Source organism: Sphingobium sp. B12D2B (assembly GCF_025961775.1).
Taxonomy (GTDB): Bacteria; Pseudomonadota; Alphaproteobacteria; order Sphingomonadales; family Sphingomonadaceae; genus Sphingobium.
Genome location: NZ_JAOQOH010000001.1, coordinates 1,191,359 through 1,213,797, shown reverse-complemented (window position 1 = coordinate 1,213,797; position 22,439 = coordinate 1,191,359). Strand labels below are relative to the sequence as shown.

General features: G+C 64.7%; 19 protein-coding genes. 12 read left to right on the top strand and 7 right to left on the bottom strand.

Going from position 1 to position 22,439, the window contains the following annotated elements; genetic code table 11:
* Positions 1 to 61: 61 nt before the first annotated feature.
* The 3 genes from M2335_RS05790 to uvrB all read right to left on the bottom strand — a co-directional run bounded on the left by M2335_RS05790 (position 62) and on the right by uvrB (position 6,978).
* Positions 62 to 3,202, bottom strand: coding sequence for an efflux RND transporter permease subunit (locus M2335_RS05790; RefSeq protein WP_264573348.1), 3,141 nt, complete (start codon positions 3,200 to 3,202; stop codon positions 62 to 64).
* A gap of 98 nt (positions 3,203 to 3,300) precedes the next feature.
* Positions 3,301 to 4,494 (bottom strand): efflux RND transporter periplasmic adaptor subunit, encoded by a 1,194-nt coding sequence (locus M2335_RS05785; RefSeq protein WP_264585525.1) that lies wholly within the window; start codon positions 4,492 to 4,494, stop codon positions 3,301 to 3,303.
* 288 nt (positions 4,495 to 4,782) lie between these two features.
* The gene (uvrB, locus tag M2335_RS05780) at positions 4,783 to 6,978 is read right to left on the bottom strand and encodes an excinuclease ABC subunit UvrB (protein WP_264572290.1); all 2,196 of its coding nucleotides are present in this window, start codon (positions 6,976 to 6,978) and stop codon (positions 4,783 to 4,785) included.
* Positions 6,979 to 7,207: 229 nt separating this feature from the next.
* Between uvrB and M2335_RS05775 the strand changes: the two genes are divergently transcribed.
* The 4 genes from M2335_RS05775 (at position 7,208) to M2335_RS05760 (ending at position 11,190) form a co-directional block, all read left to right on the top strand.
* The gene (locus tag M2335_RS05775) at positions 7,208 to 7,762 is read left to right on the top strand and encodes a DUF3617 domain-containing protein (RefSeq protein WP_264594072.1); all 555 of its coding nucleotides are present in this window, start codon (positions 7,208 to 7,210) and stop codon (positions 7,760 to 7,762) included.
* A gap of 166 nt (positions 7,763 to 7,928) precedes the next feature.
* Positions 7,929 to 8,348, top strand: coding sequence for a VOC family protein (locus M2335_RS05770; RefSeq protein WP_264585528.1), 420 nt, complete (start codon positions 7,929 to 7,931; stop codon positions 8,346 to 8,348).
* Positions 8,349 to 8,417: 69 nt separating this feature from the next.
* Positions 8,418 to 10,295, top strand: a complete 1,878-nt coding sequence (locus M2335_RS05765; protein WP_264587636.1) for an ABC-F family ATP-binding cassette domain-containing protein — start codon at positions 8,418 to 8,420, stop codon at positions 10,293 to 10,295.
* A gap of 16 nt (positions 10,296 to 10,311) precedes the next feature.
* The gene (locus M2335_RS05760) at positions 10,312 to 11,190 is read left to right on the top strand and encodes an arylamine N-acetyltransferase family protein (RefSeq protein ID WP_264594071.1); all 879 of its coding nucleotides are present in this window, start codon (positions 10,312 to 10,314) and stop codon (positions 11,188 to 11,190) included.
* A 134-nt stretch (positions 11,191 to 11,324) separates the two neighbouring features.
* Here the strand turns inward: M2335_RS05760 and M2335_RS05755 are convergent, their stop codons facing one another.
* Positions 11,325 to 11,570 carry a GlsB/YeaQ/YmgE family stress response membrane protein gene (locus M2335_RS05755; protein WP_181560320.1) on the bottom strand — a complete coding sequence of 82 codons (246 nt, stop codon included), beginning with the start codon at positions 11,568 to 11,570 and terminating at the stop codon, positions 11,325 to 11,327.
* A 172-nt stretch (positions 11,571 to 11,742) separates the two neighbouring features.
* Between M2335_RS05755 and M2335_RS05750 the strand changes: the two genes are divergently transcribed.
* From M2335_RS05750 to M2335_RS05740, 3 genes are all read left to right on the top strand, one after another.
* Complete coding sequence (locus tag M2335_RS05750) at positions 11,743 to 13,266, top strand: fumarate hydratase (RefSeq protein ID WP_264594070.1); 1,524 nt, start codon at positions 11,743 to 11,745, stop codon at positions 13,264 to 13,266.
* 25 nt (positions 13,267 to 13,291) lie between these two features.
* Positions 13,292 to 14,215, top strand: a complete 924-nt coding sequence (locus M2335_RS05745; RefSeq protein ID WP_181560322.1) for an EamA family transporter — start codon at positions 13,292 to 13,294, stop codon at positions 14,213 to 14,215.
* A gap of 91 nt (positions 14,216 to 14,306) precedes the next feature.
* Positions 14,307 to 15,719 carry a methyl-accepting chemotaxis protein gene (locus M2335_RS05740; RefSeq protein ID WP_264595365.1) on the top strand — a complete coding sequence of 471 codons (1,413 nt, stop codon included), beginning with the start codon at positions 14,307 to 14,309 and terminating at the stop codon, positions 15,717 to 15,719.
* A 4-nt stretch (positions 15,720 to 15,723) separates the two neighbouring features.
* Here the strand turns inward: M2335_RS05740 and M2335_RS05735 are convergent, their stop codons facing one another.
* Together M2335_RS05735 and M2335_RS05730 are read right to left on the bottom strand one after the other, a co-directional pair.
* Positions 15,724 to 16,875, bottom strand: a complete 1,152-nt coding sequence (locus M2335_RS05735; protein ID WP_264595364.1) for a Bcr/CflA family efflux MFS transporter — start codon at positions 16,873 to 16,875, stop codon at positions 15,724 to 15,726.
* An 88-nt stretch (positions 16,876 to 16,963) separates the two neighbouring features.
* Positions 16,964 to 17,515, bottom strand: a complete 552-nt coding sequence (locus tag M2335_RS05730) for a hypothetical protein (protein ID WP_264594069.1) — start codon at positions 17,513 to 17,515, stop codon at positions 16,964 to 16,966.
* Between the two features lie 532 nt (positions 17,516 to 18,047).
* On the opposite strand from M2335_RS05730, the gene M2335_RS05725 reads away from it, so the two are divergent.
* The 4 genes from M2335_RS05725 to M2335_RS05710 all read left to right on the top strand — a co-directional run bounded on the left by M2335_RS05725 (position 18,048) and on the right by M2335_RS05710 (position 21,411).
* Complete coding sequence (locus M2335_RS05725; protein WP_181561483.1) at positions 18,048 to 19,916, top strand: ribonucleoside-diphosphate reductase subunit alpha; 1,869 nt, start codon at positions 18,048 to 18,050, stop codon at positions 19,914 to 19,916.
* A 261-nt stretch (positions 19,917 to 20,177) separates the two neighbouring features.
* On the top strand, positions 20,178 to 20,603 hold the full coding sequence (locus M2335_RS05720) for an OsmC family protein (protein ID WP_264571026.1): 426 nt from the start codon (positions 20,178 to 20,180) through the stop codon (positions 20,601 to 20,603).
* Positions 20,604 to 20,712: 109 nt separating this feature from the next.
* On the top strand, positions 20,713 to 21,057 hold the full coding sequence (locus tag M2335_RS05715) for a glycine zipper 2TM domain-containing protein (protein ID WP_181560327.1): 345 nt from the start codon (positions 20,713 to 20,715) through the stop codon (positions 21,055 to 21,057).
* Between the two features lie 57 nt (positions 21,058 to 21,114).
* The gene (locus M2335_RS05710; protein ID WP_264579531.1) at positions 21,115 to 21,411 is read left to right on the top strand and encodes a hypothetical protein; all 297 of its coding nucleotides are present in this window, start codon (positions 21,115 to 21,117) and stop codon (positions 21,409 to 21,411) included.
* A gap of 53 nt (positions 21,412 to 21,464) precedes the next feature.
* Here the strand turns inward: M2335_RS05710 and M2335_RS05705 are convergent, their stop codons facing one another.
* The gene (locus M2335_RS05705) at positions 21,465 to 21,875 is read right to left on the bottom strand and encodes a low affinity iron permease family protein (protein WP_181561484.1); all 411 of its coding nucleotides are present in this window, start codon (positions 21,873 to 21,875) and stop codon (positions 21,465 to 21,467) included.
* Between the two features lie 172 nt (positions 21,876 to 22,047).
* On the opposite strand from M2335_RS05705, the gene M2335_RS05700 reads away from it, so the two are divergent.
* Positions 22,048 to 22,371, top strand: a complete 324-nt coding sequence (locus M2335_RS05700) for a hypothetical protein (RefSeq protein ID WP_264571028.1) — start codon at positions 22,048 to 22,050, stop codon at positions 22,369 to 22,371.
* The last annotated feature ends 68 nt before the right edge of the window (positions 22,372 to 22,439 follow it).

Here is a 22,439-nt window from a genome sequence, read left to right as displayed (position 1 = left end):
CGCGAACCAAGCCGCTGCCGGAAGAAGTCCCGCCAGCGACAAGAGTTCCTGAAACCCCTGCTTATTCGGCTGGCTGAGCGGCCTCGCCCTTGCCGTCATAGGTCAGCACCCGGCGGCGCAGCCACGGGCCGATCCGTTTCTCGACGCCATCGGCGAGGCTGAACGCCGCCGGCACGATCGCAAGGGTGAGCAGCGTCGAGAGGATCAGGCCGCCGATTACGGTGATGCCCATCGGCGAGCGCCAGGCGCCATCACCCGTGAGCGAGAGCGCGGTCGGCACCATGCCGGCGGTCATGGCGACCGTCGTCATCACGATCGGCTGGGCGCGCTTGTGGCCGGCTTCCATGATCGCCTCGAACTTGGGCACGCCCTTGTCCATCTCCTCCAGCGCGAAGTCGATCAGCAGGATCGAGTTCTTGCCGACAATGCCAAGCAGCATGAGCAGGCCGATATAGACCGGCAGCGAAAGCGGCTCGTTCATCACCAGCATCAGCAGCAGGCCACCCAGCGGCGCCAGCGCCAGCGAGCACATGTTCACCAGCGGCGAGATGAAGCGCTTGTAGAGCAGCACCAGCACCGCGAAGACCAGCAGCACGCCAGAGGTCACGGCAATGACGAAGTTCTGGATCAACTCCTCCTGCCAGCGATCGCTGCCGACAGCCTGATTGCTCACGCCCTGCGGCAGGTTGCGCATGGTCGGCAGCTTGTTGATCGCCTCCATGACAGGACCCTTGACCGCGCCCTGCGCCAGATCCGCACCGACGAAGATGCGGCGCTGCTGGGCATAACGCTGGATGGAGGTGGGCCCGGAGCCGAAGCTGATCTCGGCGACGCGGCTGAGCGGCACAGTGCCGCCGCCCGCCGTGGGGACAGGCAGGTTCTCGATGTTCGAGAGGTCGCGCCGCGCCGATTCCGGCAGCATGACCCGGATGGGCACCTGGCGATCGGACAGCGAGAATTTCGCGCTGTTCTGGTCGATATCGCCCAGTGTTGCGATGCGGATCGTCTGGCTGAGCGCGGACGTCGTGACGCCAAGTTGCGCGGCCAGATCGAGCCGCGGACGGATGATGAGCTCCGGCCGCTGCATGTCGGCATTGACGCGCGGCGCCACCACACCGGGCAGGCTCTTCATCTCTTCGGCAACCTTCGTCGCCGTCTCTTCCAGAAGCGCCGGGTCAGAGCCGGAGAGCATCACGGAAATATCGCGTCCCGTGCCGAACCCGCCCTGCTGGGACGCGAACGAGACGCGCGCGTCCGCAATTTCCGCAAGGCGCGGCGCCAGTTCGCGCTCGAACTCGATGCTGGTCCGCTTGCGGTCCTTCTTGAGCGTGATGAAGATACGGGCATTGCCCTCGCCGACGTTCGCCATGGCGGTATCGACTTCCGGCTGCTTGTTCAGCAGCTCGGTCACCTGATCGGCAATGGCCTCGCTCTGACGGAGCGTGGTGCCCGGCACTGCCTCGATATTGATCCGGCTGAAGTCCTGATCAGCATTGGGCTCGAACTGCTTGGGCATCGAGATGAGCAGGATGACGGTTAAGGCAAAGGCCGCCAGACCAAAGCCCATCATCCAGACGCGATGATCGAGGAAGCGTGCGCGAATCCGCCGCCCCAGCCCGCCGCCCCGGGCATAAGCCTTAGCCTTGCGATCATCGAGCGCCCAGCCAAGCAGGCTCATATAGCGGTCCATCAGCCAGCCTTCGCCATGCTTCTCCTCGCCATGATGTTCGAGGAAGTAAGCGGCGACCAGCGGCGTGATCATGCGCGCGACGGCAAGGCTGATCAGCACGGCGATGACGACCGTGAAGCCGAAATTCTTGAAGAACTGACCGGTGATGCCGGGCATCAAGGCGACTGGAAAGAACACCGCGACGATGGACATGGTGGTGGCCACCACCGCGAGGCCGATCTCGTCGGCCGCGTCGATGGAGGCCTGATAGGCCGTCTTGCCCATGCGCATGTGCCGCACGATGTTCTCGATCTCCACGATCGCATCGTCGACCAGCACGCCGGCCACCAGACCGAGCGCGAGCAGGGAGAGGGAGTTCAGGTTGAACCCCATCAAATCCATGAAATAGAAGGTCGGGATCGCCGAGAGCGGAATGGCGATGGCGCTGATCACCGTCGCACGCCAGTCGCGCAGGAAGATGAACACCACGATGACGGCGAGCACCGCACCCTCGATGAGAGCGTGCATCGAGCTGCTATACTGGCTCTTGGTATAGTTCACGCTGTTGAAGCGCTGGTAGAAGCGAATGCCGGGATTTTCCGTCTCAAGCTGCTTCAACACCTTGAGCGTTTCATCGAAGACGCTGACGTCCGACGCGCCCTTGGCGCGCTCGATGGAGAAGTTGACGACCTGCTTGCCGCCGACTTTCGCCAGGCGCTTTTGCTCGCCATAGCCATCGGTCACGCTGGCAATGTCCGCCAGCAGGATCGTGCGGCCGTTGCCCAGCGATATCTGGGTCTGGCCGAGGCTGTAGGCATCCTGCGCATTGCCCAGCACGCGCACCGACTGACGCGAGCCGGCGATCTCCGCCTGGCCGCCCGCCGCGTTGACGTTCACCTGACGCAGCGCCTGGTTGACCTGCGACGCCGTAACGCCGAGCGACTGCATCTTGGCCGGATCCAGCGTCACGCGAATTTCGCGATCGACGCCGCCGCCGCGCCCGACGCGCGCCATGCCTTCGATGCCGAGCAGGCGCTTGGCCACCGTATCGTCGACGAACCAGCTCAACTGCTCGATCGTCATGTCCGACGCCTGGACCGAGAAAAACGCGATCTCGGCGCCGCCCACTTCGACCTTCTGGACGAAGGGCTCGAGAATGCCATCGGGAAGATCGCTGCGAATCTGGTCGACCGCGTTCTTCACTTCTTGGGTAGCGACGTTGGAATCGACGCCGATCTGGAACTGGACGAAAGTCTGGCTCGATCCTTCGCTGGCCGTCGACTGGATTTCATCGACGCCATTGATCGACCGCACCGCCGCCTCGACGCGCTGGGTGATCTGTGTCTCGATTTCCGTCGGCGCGGCGCCCGGCTGGCTGATCGTGACGTTGACGGCCGGAAAATCGATGTCCGGATTGTCCACGACGGCCATGCGGCTGAACGCAATGATGCCCGCCAGCAGCAGGCCGATGAAGAGCACGATCGGCGGCACCGGATTGCGGATGCTCCAGGCCGATATGTTGCGAAGACTCATCTCGTCTGTCCTGCCAATCTAGCGTGTGACGGCCGCCACAAGCAGCGGCGCCCTGTTAGACGTCGCCCGTTAGACGTCGCCCTGTCAGGCGTCGCCGGTCAGCCGCCAGCCCTTCCGTCCGTTGCACTCTTCGCGAGCCGGGGCTTGACCGTCTCGCCCGGGCTGAGGAAGCCGCCGGCATAGAGCACGACGCGCTCCGAACCATTGAGCCCCTGCACCACGGCGATGCCCCGCGTTGTCACGGCACCCGTCTTCACCGACCGGCGCTCGACCTTGTTATCCTTGCCGACGACGTAGACATAGCTGCCCTTCGGGTCGCTCTGAATCGCGGACTCCGGCAGGACTGCTGCCGACACGCGCTCCATGGCAATCTCCGCATTGGCGAAACCACCCGGACGCAGCGCGGCATTATAAGGCACGGCGATGCGGACGATGCCCTGGCGCGACGTCTGGTCGATCACCGGCGCGATCTGCCACACGCGGCCCTCGAAGCTCTGCGTCATGCCGACAGGCGTCACGCGTGCCACGGCGCCTTCGGACAGCAAGGCCAGCTCGTCTTCGGAGAGCAGCGCCTTCATTTCCATTTCGCCCGCGCGCGCGATGCGGAACAGCACGCCGCTGCCGCCAGAGACGACCTGCCCCGGCTCGACCGAGCGCGTCAGCACCAGCCCTGCGGCGGGCGCGCGAATATCCAGCCGCCCGACCTGCGCGCGCATCTGGTTGAGCTGCGCCACGGCCACATTGACCCGGGCCACGGCAGCATCGCGCGTCGCGGTCTTCTGGTCGATGTCGGCGCGGGACACGAACCCGTCGCTCACCAGCGCCTTGGCGCGATCAAGATTGTTCTGGGCCAACTTGGCATCGGCCCGCGCGACCTGCACGGACGCTTCGAGCTGGGAAATCTGCTGGGCCTGCACCGAGCGCTCGATGGTCGCGAGAATCTGATTCGCGCCGACCCAGTCGCCCGGCTGAACATGAACGGCGACCACGCGGCCACCCTCGCCAACCACGCCGACGGGCATATCCACCCGCGCTGCCAGCGAGCCGGTGGCATTGGCGGTGCGCGTCACGGCTTCCTGCGCGGGCACGGCGACGGTGACGATTGCCACCTGGCTGACCTGCTCGCCCTGATCGCCCGAACCGCCGAAGAATCGATAGGCCAGCATGGCGATGACCGCCAACGCGACCAGCGCGCCAACGACCAGCAGCAGGCGCCGCCGCTTCTGCCGACTCTCGGCCTCTTCCGGGTCCACACTGGACACGCCGTATTTCATGTTCGCTTCATAGTTCATGAGTTTCGCCGCCTAGGCGCCCCTTAGCTCGAACTGTATTACATGAATAAGTCACTATCGACAAGCGGGATTATACCCACCTTCTCGCAGCCGCAACACCCTGTGTTCACTTCGCTTTCTAAGCTGAAGACCTTACAGGACAGCAGCATGAATGAACGCTGAGCAAAAGCGATGCTCGGCGGATGCGCCTGCATGAAATCCGAGTGTTACAGCGGTGCCGGCTTGTAGACTTCGTCTACTTGCTGTCAAACGAAATTGAGCCGCGAAAAGTCTCCACCGCTTGTGAGGCTAGCGCCCCATTTTTCGCTGCGTCTTGCCATAGCGCATCTTGCGCGTGCCGGGTTTGCCCTCCGTTGCGCGGCCAAGATAGCGCCCGGCATTGGCGGTGACCTGCTGATCGACAGGGAGCCCCAATTCTTCGGCTTCCAGCTTGCGGATCTGGTCGCGCAGGCGGCCGGCTTCCTCGAATTCGAGATCGGCGGCAGCGGTGCGCATCTTCTTTTCGAGATCCTCGATATAGGCGCGCAGATTATGGCCCACCATGTGCGGCGCATCGTCGAGGCCGGTGTCGACGGTCACCTGATCCTTGCTGGCGACATGGGCGATGATGTCGCCGATCTGCTTCTTCACGCTTTCCGGCGTGATGCCATGTTCCAGATTATAGGCGACCTGCTTCTCGCGGCGACGGTTCGTTTCGTTGAGCGCGCGCTCCATCGAGCCTGTCATGCGGTCGGCATAGAGGATCACGCGGCCATCGATGTTGCGCGCGGCGCGGCCGATGGTCTGGATGAGGCTGGTTTCCGAGCGCAGAAAGCCTTCCTTGTCGGCATCAAGAATGGCAACGAGCCCGCATTCGGGGATATCCAGACCCTCGCGCAGCAGGTTGATGCCCACGAGCACGTCATAGACGCCCAAGCGCAAGTCGCGGATCAGCTCGATGCGTTCCAGCGTCTCGACATCACTGTGCATGTAGCGGACCTTGAGGCCTGCCTCATGCATGAACTCGGTCAAATCCTCAGCCATGCGCTTGGTGAGCGTGGTCACGAGGGTGCGGTAGCCCTTTTGCGCGGTCAGCTTGGCTTCATGGATCAGGTCGTCCACCTGATCCTCGACCGGCTTGATCTCCACCGGCGGATCGATGAGACCGGTCGGGCGGATGACCTGCTCGGAGAAGGTGCCGCCGGTCTGCTCCATCTCCCAGTTGCCGGGCGTGGCGGAGACGCTGACCGTCTGCGGGCGCATCGCGTCCCATTCGTTGAAGCGCAGCGGGCGGTTGTCGATGCAGCTTGGCAGGCGGAAGCCATATTCGGCGAGCGTCACCTTGCGGCGATGATCGCCCCGCGCCATCGCGCCGATCTGCGGCACGGTCTGGTGGCTCTCATCCACGAACAGGATCGCGTTTTCCGGCAGATACTCAAACAACGTCGGCGGCGGCTCACCCGGCAGGCGGCCGGTGAGGAAGCGGGAATAATTCTCGATGCCCGCGCAGGAGCCCGTGGCCGCGATCATCTCCAGATCGAAGTTGGTGCGCTGCTCCAGCCGCTGCGCCTCCAGCAACTTACCCTCCTCGACCAGCTCCTTCAGCCGCTCGGTCAGCTCATGGCGGATCGCCTCCATCGCCTGCTTGAGCGTCGGACCGGGGGTAACATGGTGCGAATTGGGGAAGACCTTGACGTAATCGAGGCTCGCCGCCTTCTTGCCGGTCAGTGGATCGAACTCGACAATCTCCTCGATCTCGTCGCCGAAGAAGCTGATCCGCCAGGCATTATCCTCATAGTGGCTCGGGAAAATCTCCAGATTGTCGCCCCGAACGCGGAAGTTGCCGCGCGCGAAGGCGGCATCGTTGCGCTTATATTGCAGCGCCACGAGCTTGCGGATGATCTCGCGCTGATCGGCGCTCTCGCCCTTCTTGAGGCTGAAGGTCATCGCCGAATAGGTTTCGACCGAACCGATACCGTAAATGCACGAGACGGACGCGACGATGATCACGTCATCGCGCTCCAGCAGCGACCGGGTCGCCGAGTGGCGCATCCGGTCGATCCCCTCGTTCACGCTCGACTCTTTCTCGATGTACGTATCCGAGCGAGGCACATAGGCCTCGGGCTGGTAATAATCATAATAGCTGACGAAATATTCCACCGCATTGTCAGGGAAGAAGCTCTTGAACTCCCCATAGAGCTGGGCGGCGAGGATCTTGTTGGGCGCCAGCACCAGCGCGGGGCGCTGTACCGCTTCGATCACCTTCGCCATGGTGAAGGTCTTGCCCGAGCCGGTGACGCCGAGCAGCACCTGATCCTTCTCACCAGCTTCTGCCGCCTCGACCAGCTCGGCAATGGCGGTAGGCTGGTCGCCGGCCGGCTGATAATCGCTCACCAGCTTGAAACGCCTGCCACCCTCCGCCTTTTCCGGGCGTGCCGGACGGTGGGGAACGAAGGACTGGTCGGTCTGGGGTTCAGCCAGATTTGTGCGGATTTGGATCGCCATAGGGGGAATATGGCGATTGTGGCCGCCGGCGGCAATGGGGCGGAAGAACAAAGCGGGATCGACGATGACTGGGCCCGCCATCATGATATGGGGTGAGCGTCAATCAGGCTTTTGCCACCGATCCGTCCGTCGTGCCGTTCTCGAGCTTGCCCTGCGGAGGCTAAAGCGCCATCACCGGCCGGACGAGCTTGGACACACAGGTGCCGGGCCTTGCGAAGAGGACATGCCCATGCGCGCCGTTTTTCTGATCACCCCTACCCTTCTTGTCCTCTCCGGCTGCAATAGCGGCCCGAATGTCTCGGCGACCAACGCGACGCCCGAGGAAGTGCAGCAGCAAGTGGCGGCTGCCGGCGGCGATGGCGTCATGGTCAGCCCCGGCCGGTGGGAAGGCCAGATGACGGTGCAGGACATCGAGATGCCCGGTCTGCCCGCCGAAGCGCGTGATCACATGAAGGCGCAGATGGGCGCCGGGCGAAGCTTCACCAGTTGTGTGACCGAAGAGGATGTGAAGGAGCAGAAGGCCTTTTTCACCGGCGAGCACGACAAGAGCTGCAAATATGATCACTTCACGATGAAAAATGGTAAGATTTCCGCGCTACTCAAATGCGATGGCGGGGCGCAGGGCCGCATGGAAATGAAGATGGACGGCGAATATGCCCCCGACCGCTACCGGATGGAAATGGCCTCAAAGGCCCAAGGCGGAGACGCCGCAGGCGAGATGACGATGAAGATGACAGTAGATGCCAAGCGGGTCGGCGCCTGCAAGGGAGACGAACAGGGCTGACAGCCTCGGGGCGAGAGGGACCCGCCCATGCGAAGCGTTTCAATTCGGGGCGGCAGAACTAGCGTGGAGCGCCACCGGTTAGCACCAGCCGAATTCTACTGTATGGAGCCGCTGGTTCGCGCGGCGTTGAGTCGGGCAAGCGGTCCATCCCGGCGGAGAGGCACCCATGATCGGCTACACGACGGTGGGCACCAATGACCTGCAGCGCGCCATGGCCTTCTATGATGCGCTGTTCGGCAGTGTCGGCATCCGGCGGTTGCTGGAGCTGCCGCATATCGCGGCCTGGGGCGCCAGCTGGAGCAAGCCGATGTTCGGCGTCGCCAAGCCCTTCAATGGCGGGCCGGCGACGCCCGGAAACGGGGCGATGGTCGCCATGGGCCAGCGCACGCGGGAGAAGGTGCGGCGATTGCATGGCAAGGCCATCGAAATGGGCGGGGTGGATGAAGGCCCGCCCGGTCTGCGCAGCGCCGATGGGAGCCAGGCCTTCTACGCCGCTTATGTGCGGGATCTCGATGGGAACAAGCTCTGTTTCTACTGCGTCGGTCCCGGCGAAGGCGATGCGGAGACGGCTGCGCTGGCCGGCTAGATCCGCAAACACGGCCGGCGGTCAGAATTTTCCGGACGACCTGCGCTGCGCTTGTGCTAACGGCGCGCCATGCTGACCATCAATGATATCACCGTGCGGCTGGGGGGCCGTGTCATTCTCGATGCCGCGAGCGCGGCATTGCCGCCGCGGTCGCGGGTCGGCCTGATCGGCCGCAACGGCGCCGGCAAGTCCACCCTGATGAAGACGATCATCGGGGAACTCGACCCCGATGGCGGATCGGTCGACATGCCGCGCGACACGCGGCTGGGCTATATCGCGCAGGAAGCGCCGAGCGGCAGCGCCACGCCGTTCGAGACCGTACTCGCTGCCGATACCGAGCGCGCGGCGCTGCTGGTGGAGAGCGAGACATGCGAAGACCCGGACCGGCTGGGCGATCTGCACGATCGCCTGATCGCCATCGATGCCTACACCGCGCCCGCGCGCGCGGGCCGCATCCTCACGGGCCTCGGCTTCGATGAAGAGATGCAGAACCGGCCGCTCGACAGCTTCTCGGGCGGGTGGAAGATGCGCGTCGCGCTGGGCGCCCTGCTCTTCTCCGAGCCGGACCTGCTCCTGCTCGACGAGCCATCCAACCACCTCGACCTCGAAGCGACCTTGTGGCTGGAAAGCTTCCTCAAGGAGTATCGCGGCACGGTGCTGGTGATCAGCCACGAGCGCGACCTGCTCAACAATGTCGTGGACCACATCCTGCATCTGGAGGGCGGCAAGATCACCCTCTATCCAGGCGGCTACGATGCCTTCGAGCGGCAGCGCGCCGAGCGGCTCGCCCAGCTCGAATCAGCCCGCGAGAAGCAGGCGGCAGAGCGTGCCAAGCTGCAGGATTATGTCGCGCGCAACAGCGCGCGCGCCAGCACGGCCAAGCAGGCGCAATCGCGGGCCAAGGCGCTGGCCAAGATGCAGCCCATCGCCGCTGCGCTGGAAGACCCCAGCCTGTCCTTCGACTTCCCCGATCCCGAAGCGCTGCGCCCGCCGCTCATCACGCTCGACATGGCGTCGGTCGGCTACAATGAGACCCCGATCCTCCAGCGCCTCAATCTGCGCATCGACCCCGATGACCGCATCGCGCTGCTCGGCAAGAACGGCAACGGCAAGACGACGCTGGCCCGGCTACTGGCCGCGCAATTGCCAGCCATGGAAGGCGCGATGAACGCCTCGGGCAAGATGAACGTCGGCTATTTCACCCAATATCAAGTGGAAGAGCTGGATACGGAAGACACACCGCTGGAGCACATGACCCGGCAGATGAAGGGCGCCACCCCCGGCGCGGTGCGGGCGCAGCTTGGGCGGTTCGGCTTTTCAGGCATAAGGGCAACCCAGAAGGTCGGGTCGCTCTCCGGCGGCGAACGCGCGCGGCTGGCGTTGGCGCTGATCACCCGCCACGCGCCGCACCTGCTGATCCTCGACGAGCCGACCAACCACCTCGACGTCGATAGCCGCGAGGCTCTGGTGCAGGCGCTCAACAGCTATTCCGGCGCGGTGGTGATCGTCAGCCACGACCGGCACATGATCGAGCTGGTCGCCGACCGGCTGGTGCTGGTCGATAGCGGACTGGCGCAGCCTTTTGACGGCAGCCTTGAGGATTATACCGACTTCGTGCTCGGGCGCGGTGCCAGTGCCCCGGCGAAGGAGAGCGGGTCCAAGAACGACCGCAAGGCCGATCGTCGCGCGAACGCCCAGGCACGGGAGCGCTACAAGGCGCTGCAGGCGGCTGTGAAGAAGACAGAGAAAGCGCTGGCCGATCTCACCGCCGAGCGCTCGCGGATCGATCTCGCCCTGTTCGATCCGGCAAAGGCTGGCCCGCAGGAAAAGGACCGGACGATGAGCGAACTGATGCAGCGGCGCGCCAAGCTGGACGGCGCCATCGAACAGGCCGAACAGAGCTGGATGGAAGCCAGCGAGGCGCTCGATAGCCTCGACGCGGCCTGACCGGGGCGAGCCTGCCATGACCGCCGCCGCCCGCCTCGACGCCTATCTGGCCCGCCTCGGCCTTGAGTCCGCGCCGGCACTCGATGCGGAGGGCCTGGCCATTCTTCAGGCGGCGCAGCGCCGGCGCATCGCGTTCGAGAATCTGGATGTCCGCCTGGGCCGCCCGATCCTGATCGATGGGGACAGCGTGTTCGACAAGCTCATCACCCGGCGACGCGGGGGCTATTGCTTCGAGCAGAACCGGCTGTTTGCCGACATGCTGGGCACGCTTGGCCTGCCGGCCAGGCCGCTGCTCGCGCGGGTGTTGCTCGGCGCGGCGCCCGGCGACATCCCGCCGCGCACGCATACGCTGTTGCTGCTCGAGATCGAAGGCCAGCCTTGGGTAGCCGATGCCGGATTCGGCGGCAGTTTCGTGCCGCCCCTGCCCTTGCAGGACGGCGCCGAGGCCACGACGCCCGACGGGGCCAGCCATCGCTTGCGCCGGACCGGCCAGCCCGGCGACGTCCTCGGCGAATGGCTGCTGGAGCGCGCCGGCCCGACGGCCTCCACCGACGGGCGCAGCGCTGAGACCGACGACTGGCAACCGCAATATGCGTTCCACCTCGATCCGGTGGCACCGGTCGATCTGGAGCAGTGCAACCACTGGACCTCCACGCGTGCGGACTCGCGCTTTACGACCCTGCACATTGTCAGCATCGTCCTGCCCGACGGCTTTGCCGCGCTGACCGAGCGGAGTTTCTCGATCGCGCGGGGGTCTACCCGCGAAATCCGAGATATTGCCGCTCCGGAAGAGTATCGGGCAACGCTGGCGGAGGTTTTCGGCCTCACACTTTCGTCGGACGACGTAACGAGCCTGCCCCTGTTCGCGCCGAAGAGCCATGAAGGCGGCGGATGATAAGCGAGTTTGCCCCGGTCTCAATGTTGCGGTGCTCCTGCGGAAGCAGGAGCCCAGGGCCTCGGGGCACAGCGGTTGCGCCCTGGGTTCCTGTTTTCACAGGAACACAAGGCGGTTCCTAGGCTTGACCGCGCCTAGCTCAATGATCGCACGATGAAGATCAGCAGCATCCCACCCAGCACGGAGCCGATGAAGCCGACCGGGCGGAAGTTGCCGCTTTTGCCATCCATCAGCCCCGCGACGAAGCCGCCGATGATGCCACCGCCGATGCCGAGCAGGATCGTGGCGATCCAGCCGAGGTCCACGGCGCCGGGATAGAAGAAGCGCGCGAAGACGCCAACGATGAGGCCGACGACGATATAGCCGATGATCCGGAACATTGATGCATCCTTCCTGCCTGCGGCGTCATGAGCGCGCGCCGCTGAGCGGTTATTGCGCGGATCGGCGCGCGCCGCAACGGCGTCGAGCGCTTGCCTGCGCAGGGCAAAGGCGTATAGCGCCCGGCATCCAAACCGCCTTTCCTTGCCATTTGCCGGGAGTCTCACGCGCGCCATGACCGTGACCATCAAGACCGCCGACCTGATCGAAAGCGTCGCCGATGCGCTTCAGTTCATCAGCTACTATCACCCGATGGATTATATCCGCGCGCTGGGCACGGCCTATGAAGCGGAGCAAGGGCCGGCGGCCAAGGACGCCATCGCGCAGATCCTCACCAACAGCCGCATGTGCGCCGAGGGCCATCGCCCGATCTGCCAGGATACCGGCATCGTCAACGTGTTCGTGAAATGGGGCATGGATTGCCGCCTCGACGACACCAGCAAGTCGCTGCAGGAGGTCGTCGACGAGGGGGTGCGTCGCGCTTATCTCAACCCCGAGAACAAGCTGCGCGCATCCGTGCTGGCCGACCCCGCCTTCACGCGGCGGAACACCAAGGACAACACGCCCTGCGTGCTGCATGTCGAAATGGTGCCGGGCCATCATGTCCATGTCGATGTCGCGGCCAAAGGTGGTGGCAGCGAGAACAAGTCCAAGTTCAAGATGATGAACCCGGCTGACAATATCGTCGACTGGGTGCTTGAAATGCTGCCGCAAATGGGCGCCGGCTGGTGCCCGCCGGGGATGCTCGGCATCGGCATCGGCGGCACGGCCGAGCATTGCGTCCACCTCGCCAAGAAGGCGCTGATGGAGCAGATCGACATGGCCAGCCTCAAGGCGCGCGGGCCGCAGACGGACATCGAGGCGCTGCGCATCGAGATTTTCGACAAGGTGAACGCGCTCGGCATCGGCGCCCAGGGTCTGGGCGGGCTTGCTACGATCCTCGACGTCAAGATCCTCGATGCGCCCTGCCATGCCGCTGGCAAGCCAGTGGCGATGATCCCCAATTGCGCCGCCACGCGCCACGCGCATTTCTCGCTCGATGGCTCCGGCCCGGCCTATCTGGAAGCGCCCAAGCTCGATGAATGGCCCAAGGTGGACTGGAAGCCGAGCGCCGAAGCGATCCGCGTCGATCTCGATGCGCTCACGCCCGAGATGGTGCAGAGCTGGAAGCAGGGCGACCGCCTGCTGCTCAACGGCAAGATGCTCACCGGCCGCGATGCCGCCCACAAGCGCATTCAGGACATGCTGGCGCGCGGCGAGCAACTTCCGGTCGAGTTCAAGGGTCGCGTCATCTATTATGTCGGCCCTGTCGATCCGGTCGGCGAGGAAGTGGTCGGCCCGGCTGGCCCCACGACCGCGACCCGCATGGACAAGTTCATGCGCATGATGCTCGACCAGGGCCTGCTCGCCTGCGTCGGCAAGGCCGAGCGCGGCCCGGCGGCGACCGAGGCGATCAAGGAGGCCAAGAGCGCTTATCTGATGGCAGTCGGCGGCGCGGCCTATCTCGTCGCGCGGGCGATCAAGGGCAGCAAGGTCGTCGGCTTCGAGGATCTGGGCATGGAAGCGATCTACGAGTTCGAGGTGCAGGACTTCCCCGTCACCGTCGCGGTGGATAGCGAAGGCAACAACGTCCACCAGCTCGCGCCGCTCGTTTGGCAGGAGAAGATCGCCCGGGAAGGCCTGCTGGAGAAAGCATGAACCTGACCCGGCATAGGGCGCAGCGTTGATTTCTTCGCCGATCTGGCTGCCGGCGACGCTGCTGGCCGGCCTGCTTCAGGCGTGGCGGACGGCCGTGCAACGGCGCGTCGGGCAGATGATGTCCGTGAATGCCGCTGGCCTTGTGCGCTATCTCTACGGCCTGCCCTTCGCGGCGGTGCTGATGCTGGGCTATCACGCCCTGCTGCGGGACGGGCTGTTCCCGGCCTTCTCCAGCGCCACCGTCATCTATAGCGCATTGGGCGGGCTGGCGCAGATACTGGCGACGAACCTGCTGCTGATGGCCTTCCATCATCGCAATTTCGTCGTCGGCACCGCCTACTCCAAGACGGAAGCCGCGCAGGGCGCCCTGCTCTCCATCCTGCTGCTCGGCGAAACGCTGAGCCTGCTGGCCTGGATCGGCATCGCCATTGGCGTGGTGGGCGTCATGCTGCTCTCGACCGGCGGCAAGCGGATGAGCGCGGGCGATTTTCTGCGAGCGCTCGGCCAGCCCGCTGCGCGCTACGGCATCGCATCCGGCTTCTTCTTCGCGCTCACCGCGATCGCCATTCGGCGCGCGACGATGGATGTGACCACGCCCGACCCTATTTCCGCAGCGCTCACGGTGCTGGTCATCACCGTTGCCCTGCAGACGGTGATGCAGGGCGGCTACCTGCTGTGGCGCGAGCCGGAACAGGTGCGCAGGGTGTTCGAGACATGGCGCGTCTCGGGTCAGGTCGGCTTTCTCTCCGCACTCGGCTCGGCCTGCTGGTTCACCGGCTTTGCGACGGCACCGGTAGCGCTGGTGCGGATCGTCGGCCAGAGCGAGGTCGTCTTCACGCTCAGCTTTGCGCATTTCTATCTGCGCGAGCGCCTGCGCCGGAGCGAAGTGATCGGCCTGCTGCTGGTGGTGAGCGCGGTGGTGCTGGCGCTGCTCGGCGCCCGAGATTAGGGCGACGCGCCACTAATACCGCACTGCACAACGTCATTTTAACCGCTTGTTCCTAAACCGCCCGTCGAGCGGGAGACAAAAGCGCGTGAACATGACGAACCGGCTGGAAACGACGATCTTGCATGTCGCCGAGCATACCGGCGCGCTCGGCCTGCGCACGCTCGACCTGCAGGTGGACATTGCCGAGCTGGCCGACCGCGTGACCGATCAGGCATCCATGCTCGAAACGCTCGAAGATGCCGCGATCGCGCTGGGCCAGATGGGCGATGACGTAGGCGACAATGCCGATCAGGCCCGCGCGCAGGCCAGCACCGCGCGCAAGGTGGTCGATGATTCGAGCACGCAGCTCGCCTCCGCCTCGCAGAATGTGCTGGATCTGATCGATCAGGTATCCCGCATTCACGAGCGGCTGGATGGGTTCAATCTCGCCCTTGCCAGCGTGAGTGACACCAGCAAGGTGATCAGCGGCATTGCCGGCCAGACCAATTTGCTGGCGCTCAACGCCGCTATCGAGGCCGCCCGCGCCGGCGACGCCGGACGGGGTTTTGCGGTGGTGGCGGCGGAAGTGAAGAAGCTGGCGCAGGAGACGGCCCTCGCCACGCAGCAGATCGAAGGGTCCATCCGCGAGTTGCGCAGTGAAGCGCAGACCATGCTCGATCGAATCGCTCAGGGCGCGGAAAAGGCCAATGGTGCCCATGCCGCCTCGGGCGAGATCGCCGCGCTGGTCGCGCGGTTGCGGGATCTGATCCTCGGCCTCTCCGGCAACAGCGAGGCGGTGTCGGCCAACATCCACGCTATCCTCGGCTCGGTCGGCGAAATCCGCACCGGCCTCTCCGACCTTGCCGATGCCTCCATCGACAATGCCATCGGCCTCCAGCGGCTATCTACGCGCGTCATCGACGTGAGCGAGGACACCAACCAGCTGCTCCAGTATCTGGCCGAAAGCGGCGTCGACATCCCGGATTCGCCTTATATCCGCTTTGCGTCCGAAGCGGCGGCGGCCATGGCTTCTGCCGTCGAGGAGGCCATCGCAGCCGGCGAGATCACGGCCGATCAGATCTTCACGGACGATTATGAGCCGCTGGCGAGCAGCAATCCGCCGCTGTTCAGCCATCCTGCCCAGCCTCTGATCGAGCGGATTGCGGCGGGCTGGCGGGACGGTGCGCGGCAGCTGCTAGGGCTGGTTAGCTTCAATTGCCTCGACCGCAACGCCTTTTGCGCGCTCGCTCTCCCCGTGCAGGGGATGGAGCAACCGTCAGCGGCCCTGGAGCAGGCGAGCGATCAGGGCCAGCAGGGGCAGATGCTCAATGCGCCGCACATGCGCGCGCTGGCGCGGAACACGCGACCGTTCACCGTGCGGACGAGTCGCCGCCCGCTGGCGCAGGGCAGAAGCGGGCTGTTCAAGCAGGTGGTGGCGCCGCTCTCCATTGCGGGCCAGCATTGGGGCGTCATCGAACTGATCTATCAGCCGCCGCTGGCTGCGCCGCTCACCATCGCAGCCTGACGGCTCAGGCGCGTTGGCGCGGCACCAGATGCCAGGCGCACACCGTCGCCATGCCGCCGCAAACCATCAGGGCCAGAGCGAGCGAAACCGGCTCTCCCGCCGTCACGCGCGAGAAAATCGCCACGATCAGGCCGGCCAGCGCCAGTTGAACGAAGCCCAGCAAGGCCGAGGCCTGACCGATGCTGTGCGGATGGGTGGACAAGGCGCCGGCCTGGGTCTGCGGCTGCACGATGCCCCAACCCATGGTGTAGAGCATCTGCGGGAGCACCAGCGCGACCCATATGTGCGGCCAGGCGGAGACGGCGAGTAGCATGAGCAGCGGCCCGGCCGCCTGAAACAGCACGCCGACCCGCAAGGTGCCATCCACGCCCAGGCGACGGACGAGACGATAGGATAGGAAATTGCCGGCGATGAACCCGGCCGTCGCCAGCGAGAGCATTGCCGCATAGCCGGCGGCCGAGACGCCGAGATAGTCGATGATGACTTGCGGCGCGGCGGAAGAAAACAGCAGGATGCCGCTGTAAGCAAAGGCGTTCGCGATGATGTAGGCCATCAACGCGCGCGACCGGGCAAGGCCTGAGAGAGTGCGGAACAAGGCGCGCAGATCAAAGGGGAGCCGCTCTTCGCGCGCCAGCGTTTCCGGCAAGCGCAGGGTCGTCACGATGACTAGCACGCCGCCCATCACGGCCAGTGCCACCAGGGGCGCACGCCAGCCGCCTGTCGCCACCAGAACGCCGCTGATGAGTGGCGCCAGCGCCGGGGTGAACCCCATGATGATGCCGATCAGCGCCAGAGCGCGCGCGGCGTCCTCCCGGCCGAGCTGATCGCGGACCATCGTGCGGGCCAGCAGCACCGCTGCGGCTGCGCCGACGCCCTGCAGCGCACGGGCGGCGAGCAGCATCGGGAAGCTCTCCGCAAAGGCCCCCAACAGGCCCGCCAGCGTAAACAGCAGCAACCCGCCGATGACGACCGGCCGGCGGCCTAGTGCATCCGCGCACATGCCGCCGAGCAGCTGCGCGATGGCGAAGCTGATCACGAACGCGCTCATCGCGGTCGGCATATGAGTGGGGTCTGCCCCAAGGTCGCTCGCAATAGCCGGCAAGGCGGGCGACACGCCTTCGATGGCGGCCGGCAAGGTCGCCGTCAGCGCGGCCAGCAGTAGGACATGGCCGAGCGGGAGATGCGACGGTGCGGGCGCGCCGGGCGCCGCCTTGGAAGGATGATCGGTCAGAATGGGGGTCCGTTCAACTGTTGCCGGGGCCGTCCAGCTTGCCGAACCGCGCCTCGAAGCCGGCAGTGTCGCCGCGCGCCAGGAAGCCGGCTTGCTCCACCCAATTGTCGCGCACGATGCGGCCCTTGAAGGTGCCCAGATTGGCATCGACCGTTGCAATGTCCGCCGCGTTCCAGGCGGCGATCTGGTCAAAGCGGGTAATCCCGAGTTCCGTCAGCAGCGCAGCCAGCTTCGGCCCGACGCCCTTGAGCAGGCGCAGATTGTCCGGCGCGCCCACGGCGGCAGGAATGCCGATGGCGTTGGGCGTTGTCGCCGCCGGGGCCGGGGCTGCGACGGAGTCATCCGGGATCGGTGTCGTCGCCGGGGCGGCCGTCTGCGGCTCCGACTTGCCCTCGAACTTATGCGCGACCTCTTCGGCGATGTTGCGTGCCGCTTCCGTCACCGCGCCCACGGCGGTGGCCGAGGTATCGATATGGTCCGCCGCCCCGAATCGTGACCGGAAAACCCACACCAGCAGAATGATGAGCGCGATTGCGCCGATGATCATGATGATGCCTTGGGACATGCCGACAATCCTCTGTGCCTGACTCTTGGCCCGATCCATAAGGCGGCCTCGGCGGATTTGCCAGCATCACGAGGGCGCGCATTCGGTGCACGTCGCCAGGCACGTCCCGATGGCCGGCCTTTTCCACATCTTTATTTTTCCGGCCCGCTTTCTGCGCTTGCTTTCCGGCAAGCCCGCGCAGGACCGCGCGTCGCTGCACTGCAACATAAGCCGACGTCGCCCAACCGAGTCATTTCATCGATGAAATGCGCCGCCGCGATCACCATTACACCTTGCATCCGCAATCATCTGTGGCACTATCAATAGTGTTAGGGGGCCGGGGGCTACGCTATAGATTGTGCTTCGTGATGTTCTGGATAGCGCGCCAAGGCGCGTAACCCGGCGGAAAATCCCGCCGACATCCGAATTTGAGGTCTCTCCGGCCAAGGCTTGACGAAACCGAACGAAGCAAGAACATGGGGGTTGAATCATGGAGTTTCGGGATTTGCAGGCGGAAGGTTTGGCAGAAGCAACGCTGGCCAGCGAGGGCATCATGGAGACTGTGCGGACAGGCGATGCGCCTGAAAAGGCGCCCAAGAAGGCGGCAGCATCGAACACCATCGACGCCCGCCGCTTCGATGTGGTGACCGATTCCACCCGCGATGCCCTGCTGACCGAGTTCGGCAAGGAGACGCTCAAGGATCGCTATCTGTTGCCCGGCGAATCCTATCAGGATCTGTTCGCGCGCGTTGCTGCGGCTTATGCCGACGATGAGGCGCACGCCCAGCGCATCTACGATTATATCTCCAAGCTGTGGTTCATGCCCGCGACGCCCGTACTCTCCAATGGCGGCACCGGGCGCGGCCTGCCCATCTCCTGCTATCTCAACAGCGTGGACGATAGCCTGGAAGGCATCGTCAACACCTGGAACGAGAATGTCTGGCTCGCCTCGCGCGGCGGCGGCATCGGCACCTATTGGGGCAGCGTGCGCGGCATCGGCGAGCCGGTCGGCCTGAACGGCAAGACCAGCGGCATCATTCCCTTCGTCCGCGTGATGGATTCGCTCACCCTCGCGATCAGCCAGGGCTCGCTGCGGCGCGGCTCGGCGGCCTGCTATCTGGACGTCTCGCACCCGGAGATCGAGGAGTTCCTCGAAATCCGCAAGCCGTCGGGCGACTTCAACCGCAAGGCGCTCAACTTGCATCATGGCGTGCTCATCACCGATGAGTTCATGGAAGCGGTGCGCGAGGGCGCCGAGTTCCAGCTGCGGAGTCCCAAGGACGGCAGCGTGCGCGCCACCGTCGATGCGCGCTCGCTTTTCCAGAAGCTAGTCGAGACGCGGCTGGCGACCGGCGAGCCCTATATCGTCTTCTCGGACACGGTGAACCGGATGATGCCCAAGCATCATCGCGACGTGGGCCTGAAGGTCTCCACCTCCAACCTCTGCTCGGAAATCACCCTGCCGACCGGCAAGGACCAGTTCGGCGAGGATCGCACCGCCGTGTGCTGCCTCTCCTCGCTCAACCTCGAAACCTGGGACGAGTGGAACGGCGACAAGATGTTCATCGAGGACGTCATGCGCTTCCTCGACAATGTGCTGCAGGACTATATCGACCGCGCACCGGACGAGATGGCCCGCGCCAAATATTCCGCCGGCCGCGAGCGGTCCGTTGGCCTCGGCGTCATGGGCTTCCACAGCTTCCTGCAGGCGCGCGGCATCTCCTTCGAAGGCGCCATGGCCAAGAGCTGGAACCTGCGCATCTTCAAGCATATCAATGCCAAGGCCAACGAGGCCTCGATGGTGCTGGCGCAAGAGCGCGGCCCCTGCCCCGACGCGGCCGATCAGGGCGTGATGGAGCGCTTCTCCTGCAAGATGGCGATCGCGCCGACCGCGTCGATCAGCATCATCTGCGGCGGCACCTCGGCGTGCATCGAGCCGATCCCGGCGAACATCTACACGCACAAGACGCTCTCGGGCAGCTTCATCGTCAAGAACCCCTATCTCGAGAAGATCCTCGCGGCGAAGTCCAAGGATTCGACCAATGTGTGGAACTCGATCCTCGAGAAGGGCGGCAGCGTGCAGCATCTCGACTTCCTGACCCAGGAAGAGAAGGACACGTTCAAGACCAGCTTCGAGATCGACCAGCGCTGGCTGCTCGAGCTGGCCGCCGACCGCGCGCCGTTCATCGATCAGGCGCAGTCCTTGAACCTGTTCATCCCGGCCGACGTGGAGAAGTGGGATCTGCTGATGCTCCACTTCCGCGCCTGGGAGTTGGGCGTGAAGTCGCTCTATTATCTGCGCTCCAAGTCCATCCAGCGCGCCGGCTTCGCGGGCGGCGTCGAGGCGGACAACACAGCCGAGCTCAAGAAGATCGAGCTGGGCGAGTCCACCGATTATGACGAGTGCCTCGCCTGCCAATGATCCCCCGGATCATCGGCACGTTCCGGCTCGGCACTCTCGCCTGCCAGTAAGGAGCGGGCATCGTCCACTCAATCGATCCCATATGGGCCGGAGCGCATGGCGTCTCCGGCCCATATCTTTGGCGGGCGACGCCCCGCCTCCATGGATTGTCGCCAAATCCTCCAGCAAAGATGGTACGATCTGGCACGTCGCCCTTCAGGCAACCGAGCGCGAGGGGCGTTCGTTCAACGATATTGCGCAACGCGTTCAAGGAGACAGCATATGACCACCCGGACAGCATCGGCTCAATATGAAGGCATGGGCAAGGCCGGCAAAGGCCGCCTCACCACCCAATCCGGCGTGCTCAAGGAGCAGCCCTATGGCTTTGGCACCCGGTTCGGCGATGAGCCCGGCACCAATCCCGAGGAGCTGATCGCGGCGGCCCATGCCGGTTGCTTCACCATGGCGCTCTCCTTCGCGCTGGAGCGCGCCGGCTATGCGGACGGGTCGCTCGACACCAAGGCTTCGGTCAAGCTCGAACAGGGCGACGGCGGCTTTACGATCACCCGCTCGGACCTGGTGCTGGAAGCCACCGTCCCCGGCATCGACCCGGATGAGTTTGCGCGGATCGCGGAAGAGGCGAAGAAGACCTGCCCGGTCTCGAAGCTGCTCAATGCCGAGGTGACGCTGGAACATCGCCTGAGCTGATCCGGCACGCGAGCGCGCAGCAGGACAGGTTCTGCGAGCCCTCGGAACGACCTCGCCTTCCAGCCGTTATCTCTGCCAACAAGGGCAGGACGATCAGAAAGGCAAGGACATGACTTTCGCAGGATTTCGCACACCGGCCATCGCGCTCGCAGCCGCGACCATGACCCTCGCAGGGTGCAGCGACATGGGCCTTGGCGGCGGCCCCGGCTACGCCTCGAACAATGATGGCTATGTGCTGGGCGCCAATGACCCGATCTACCGTGACGACCGAGGCGGCTACTATTGCCGCAAGCCGGACGGCACGCGGGGCGCGATCATCGGCGGCCTTGCCGGTGGCGTTCTCGGCAACATCATCGCGCCCGGCGGCAGCAAGACGATTGGCACGATCATCGGCGCTGCGGGTGGCGCCGTGGCTGGTCGAGCCATCGAACGCGGCGAGGTGCGCTGCCGTTAAGGCCTCACCGGCCAACGCAAACGTGCTTCGCAACATTTTGCAAATCAGGAGAGCATCATGCTGAAAACATTTTTCTATGGAGCGGTCGCCGCCTTCATCGGCTCGAAGCTCAAGAAGATGAACGATGAGGGACGCCTCGAGCCGTACAAGGATCGCGCGCGCAAGCGCGCTCAGGAGCTCAAGGACAAGCTGGCGGAACATCGCCAGACGTCCGAGACGGATACGGCCCGGCAGGGGATCGGCAAATCGCTGTCGTCCGACAAGGCACAAGCCAGTGCTTCGGCGTCGCCGGACGTTTCGAAGCCCGCAAAGGCCCATCCTTGGCCGGTCGATCCACAGGCCATGCCGAGCTAAGCGCTCAGTCCTCCACATAAAACGGGCGCCCGAATGGCGCCCGTTTTGCTTTGTCAGCGCCGCTCGATCAGCCTGTTGAGCTCCACCTGGCGCTGGGCGATCAATTCCGGCACCGCGTCGATTTCCTTCTCCAGGGCATCCCGCAGGCTGCAAATCTGCGCATCCGTAAGGTGCTCGATGCCGATATAGCCATTCTGCGCGGACTCGATGGCGCGGATAAGCTCGTCCAGCTTGACCTGCATGGCGCTCGCATCGCGGTTCTGGGCATTCTGGATCAGGAACACCATGAGAAAGGTCACGATCGTCGTGCCGGTGTTAATGACCAGCTGCCACGTGTCCGACCACTGAAAAATCGGCCCGCTGATCCCCCATATGACGATGATGCTCAAGGCGAGAACGAAGGTGAACGGCTGGCCCGTCCAGCTCGCCATGCGGCTGGCGAAACGGGTGAAAAACATCTCGATCATGTTGCGCATTCCAGCAGGGAGGATGCGGCGGATGTGTAACCGGTCGGGGCCGGGCTGACCAGCACGCAGGCACGCCCACCGAGGTTGCTGCGCCCGCCTGTGCGCCAAGACAGAGCAGCCGAAACGCAGGCTCTAGGCATGAGCCTTCTGGCCGGCTACTCTCCCGCGCATGAAGCTCACCTCCGCCCGCGCGCTTGCCGCCCTCGCCCTGCCCGCAGCCATTTTGTTGAGCAGCTGCGCAACGCCGGAAAGTCGCATTCGCGCAGGGCTCGTGCGCGCTGGCCTCAGCGAGCCGATGGCCGGCTGCATGGCGCGCACCCTCACGGATCGCCTGAGCAATGCGCAGCTTCGCCGGATCGCGACGCTGACCGATGGACGCGGCATCGACCCGAACCGGACGACGGTGAGCGAAATGGTTCGCCACCTGAGCACGCTGGGCGATCCCGAAATCCTGCGAGCGGCGACAGCATCGGCCATTAGCTGCGCGATCTGACGCACAGACCTGACGTCTTCCAGCCAATCCGACTTGCGACGCCTTGCTCCGAGGGCGCGCTGGTCCAC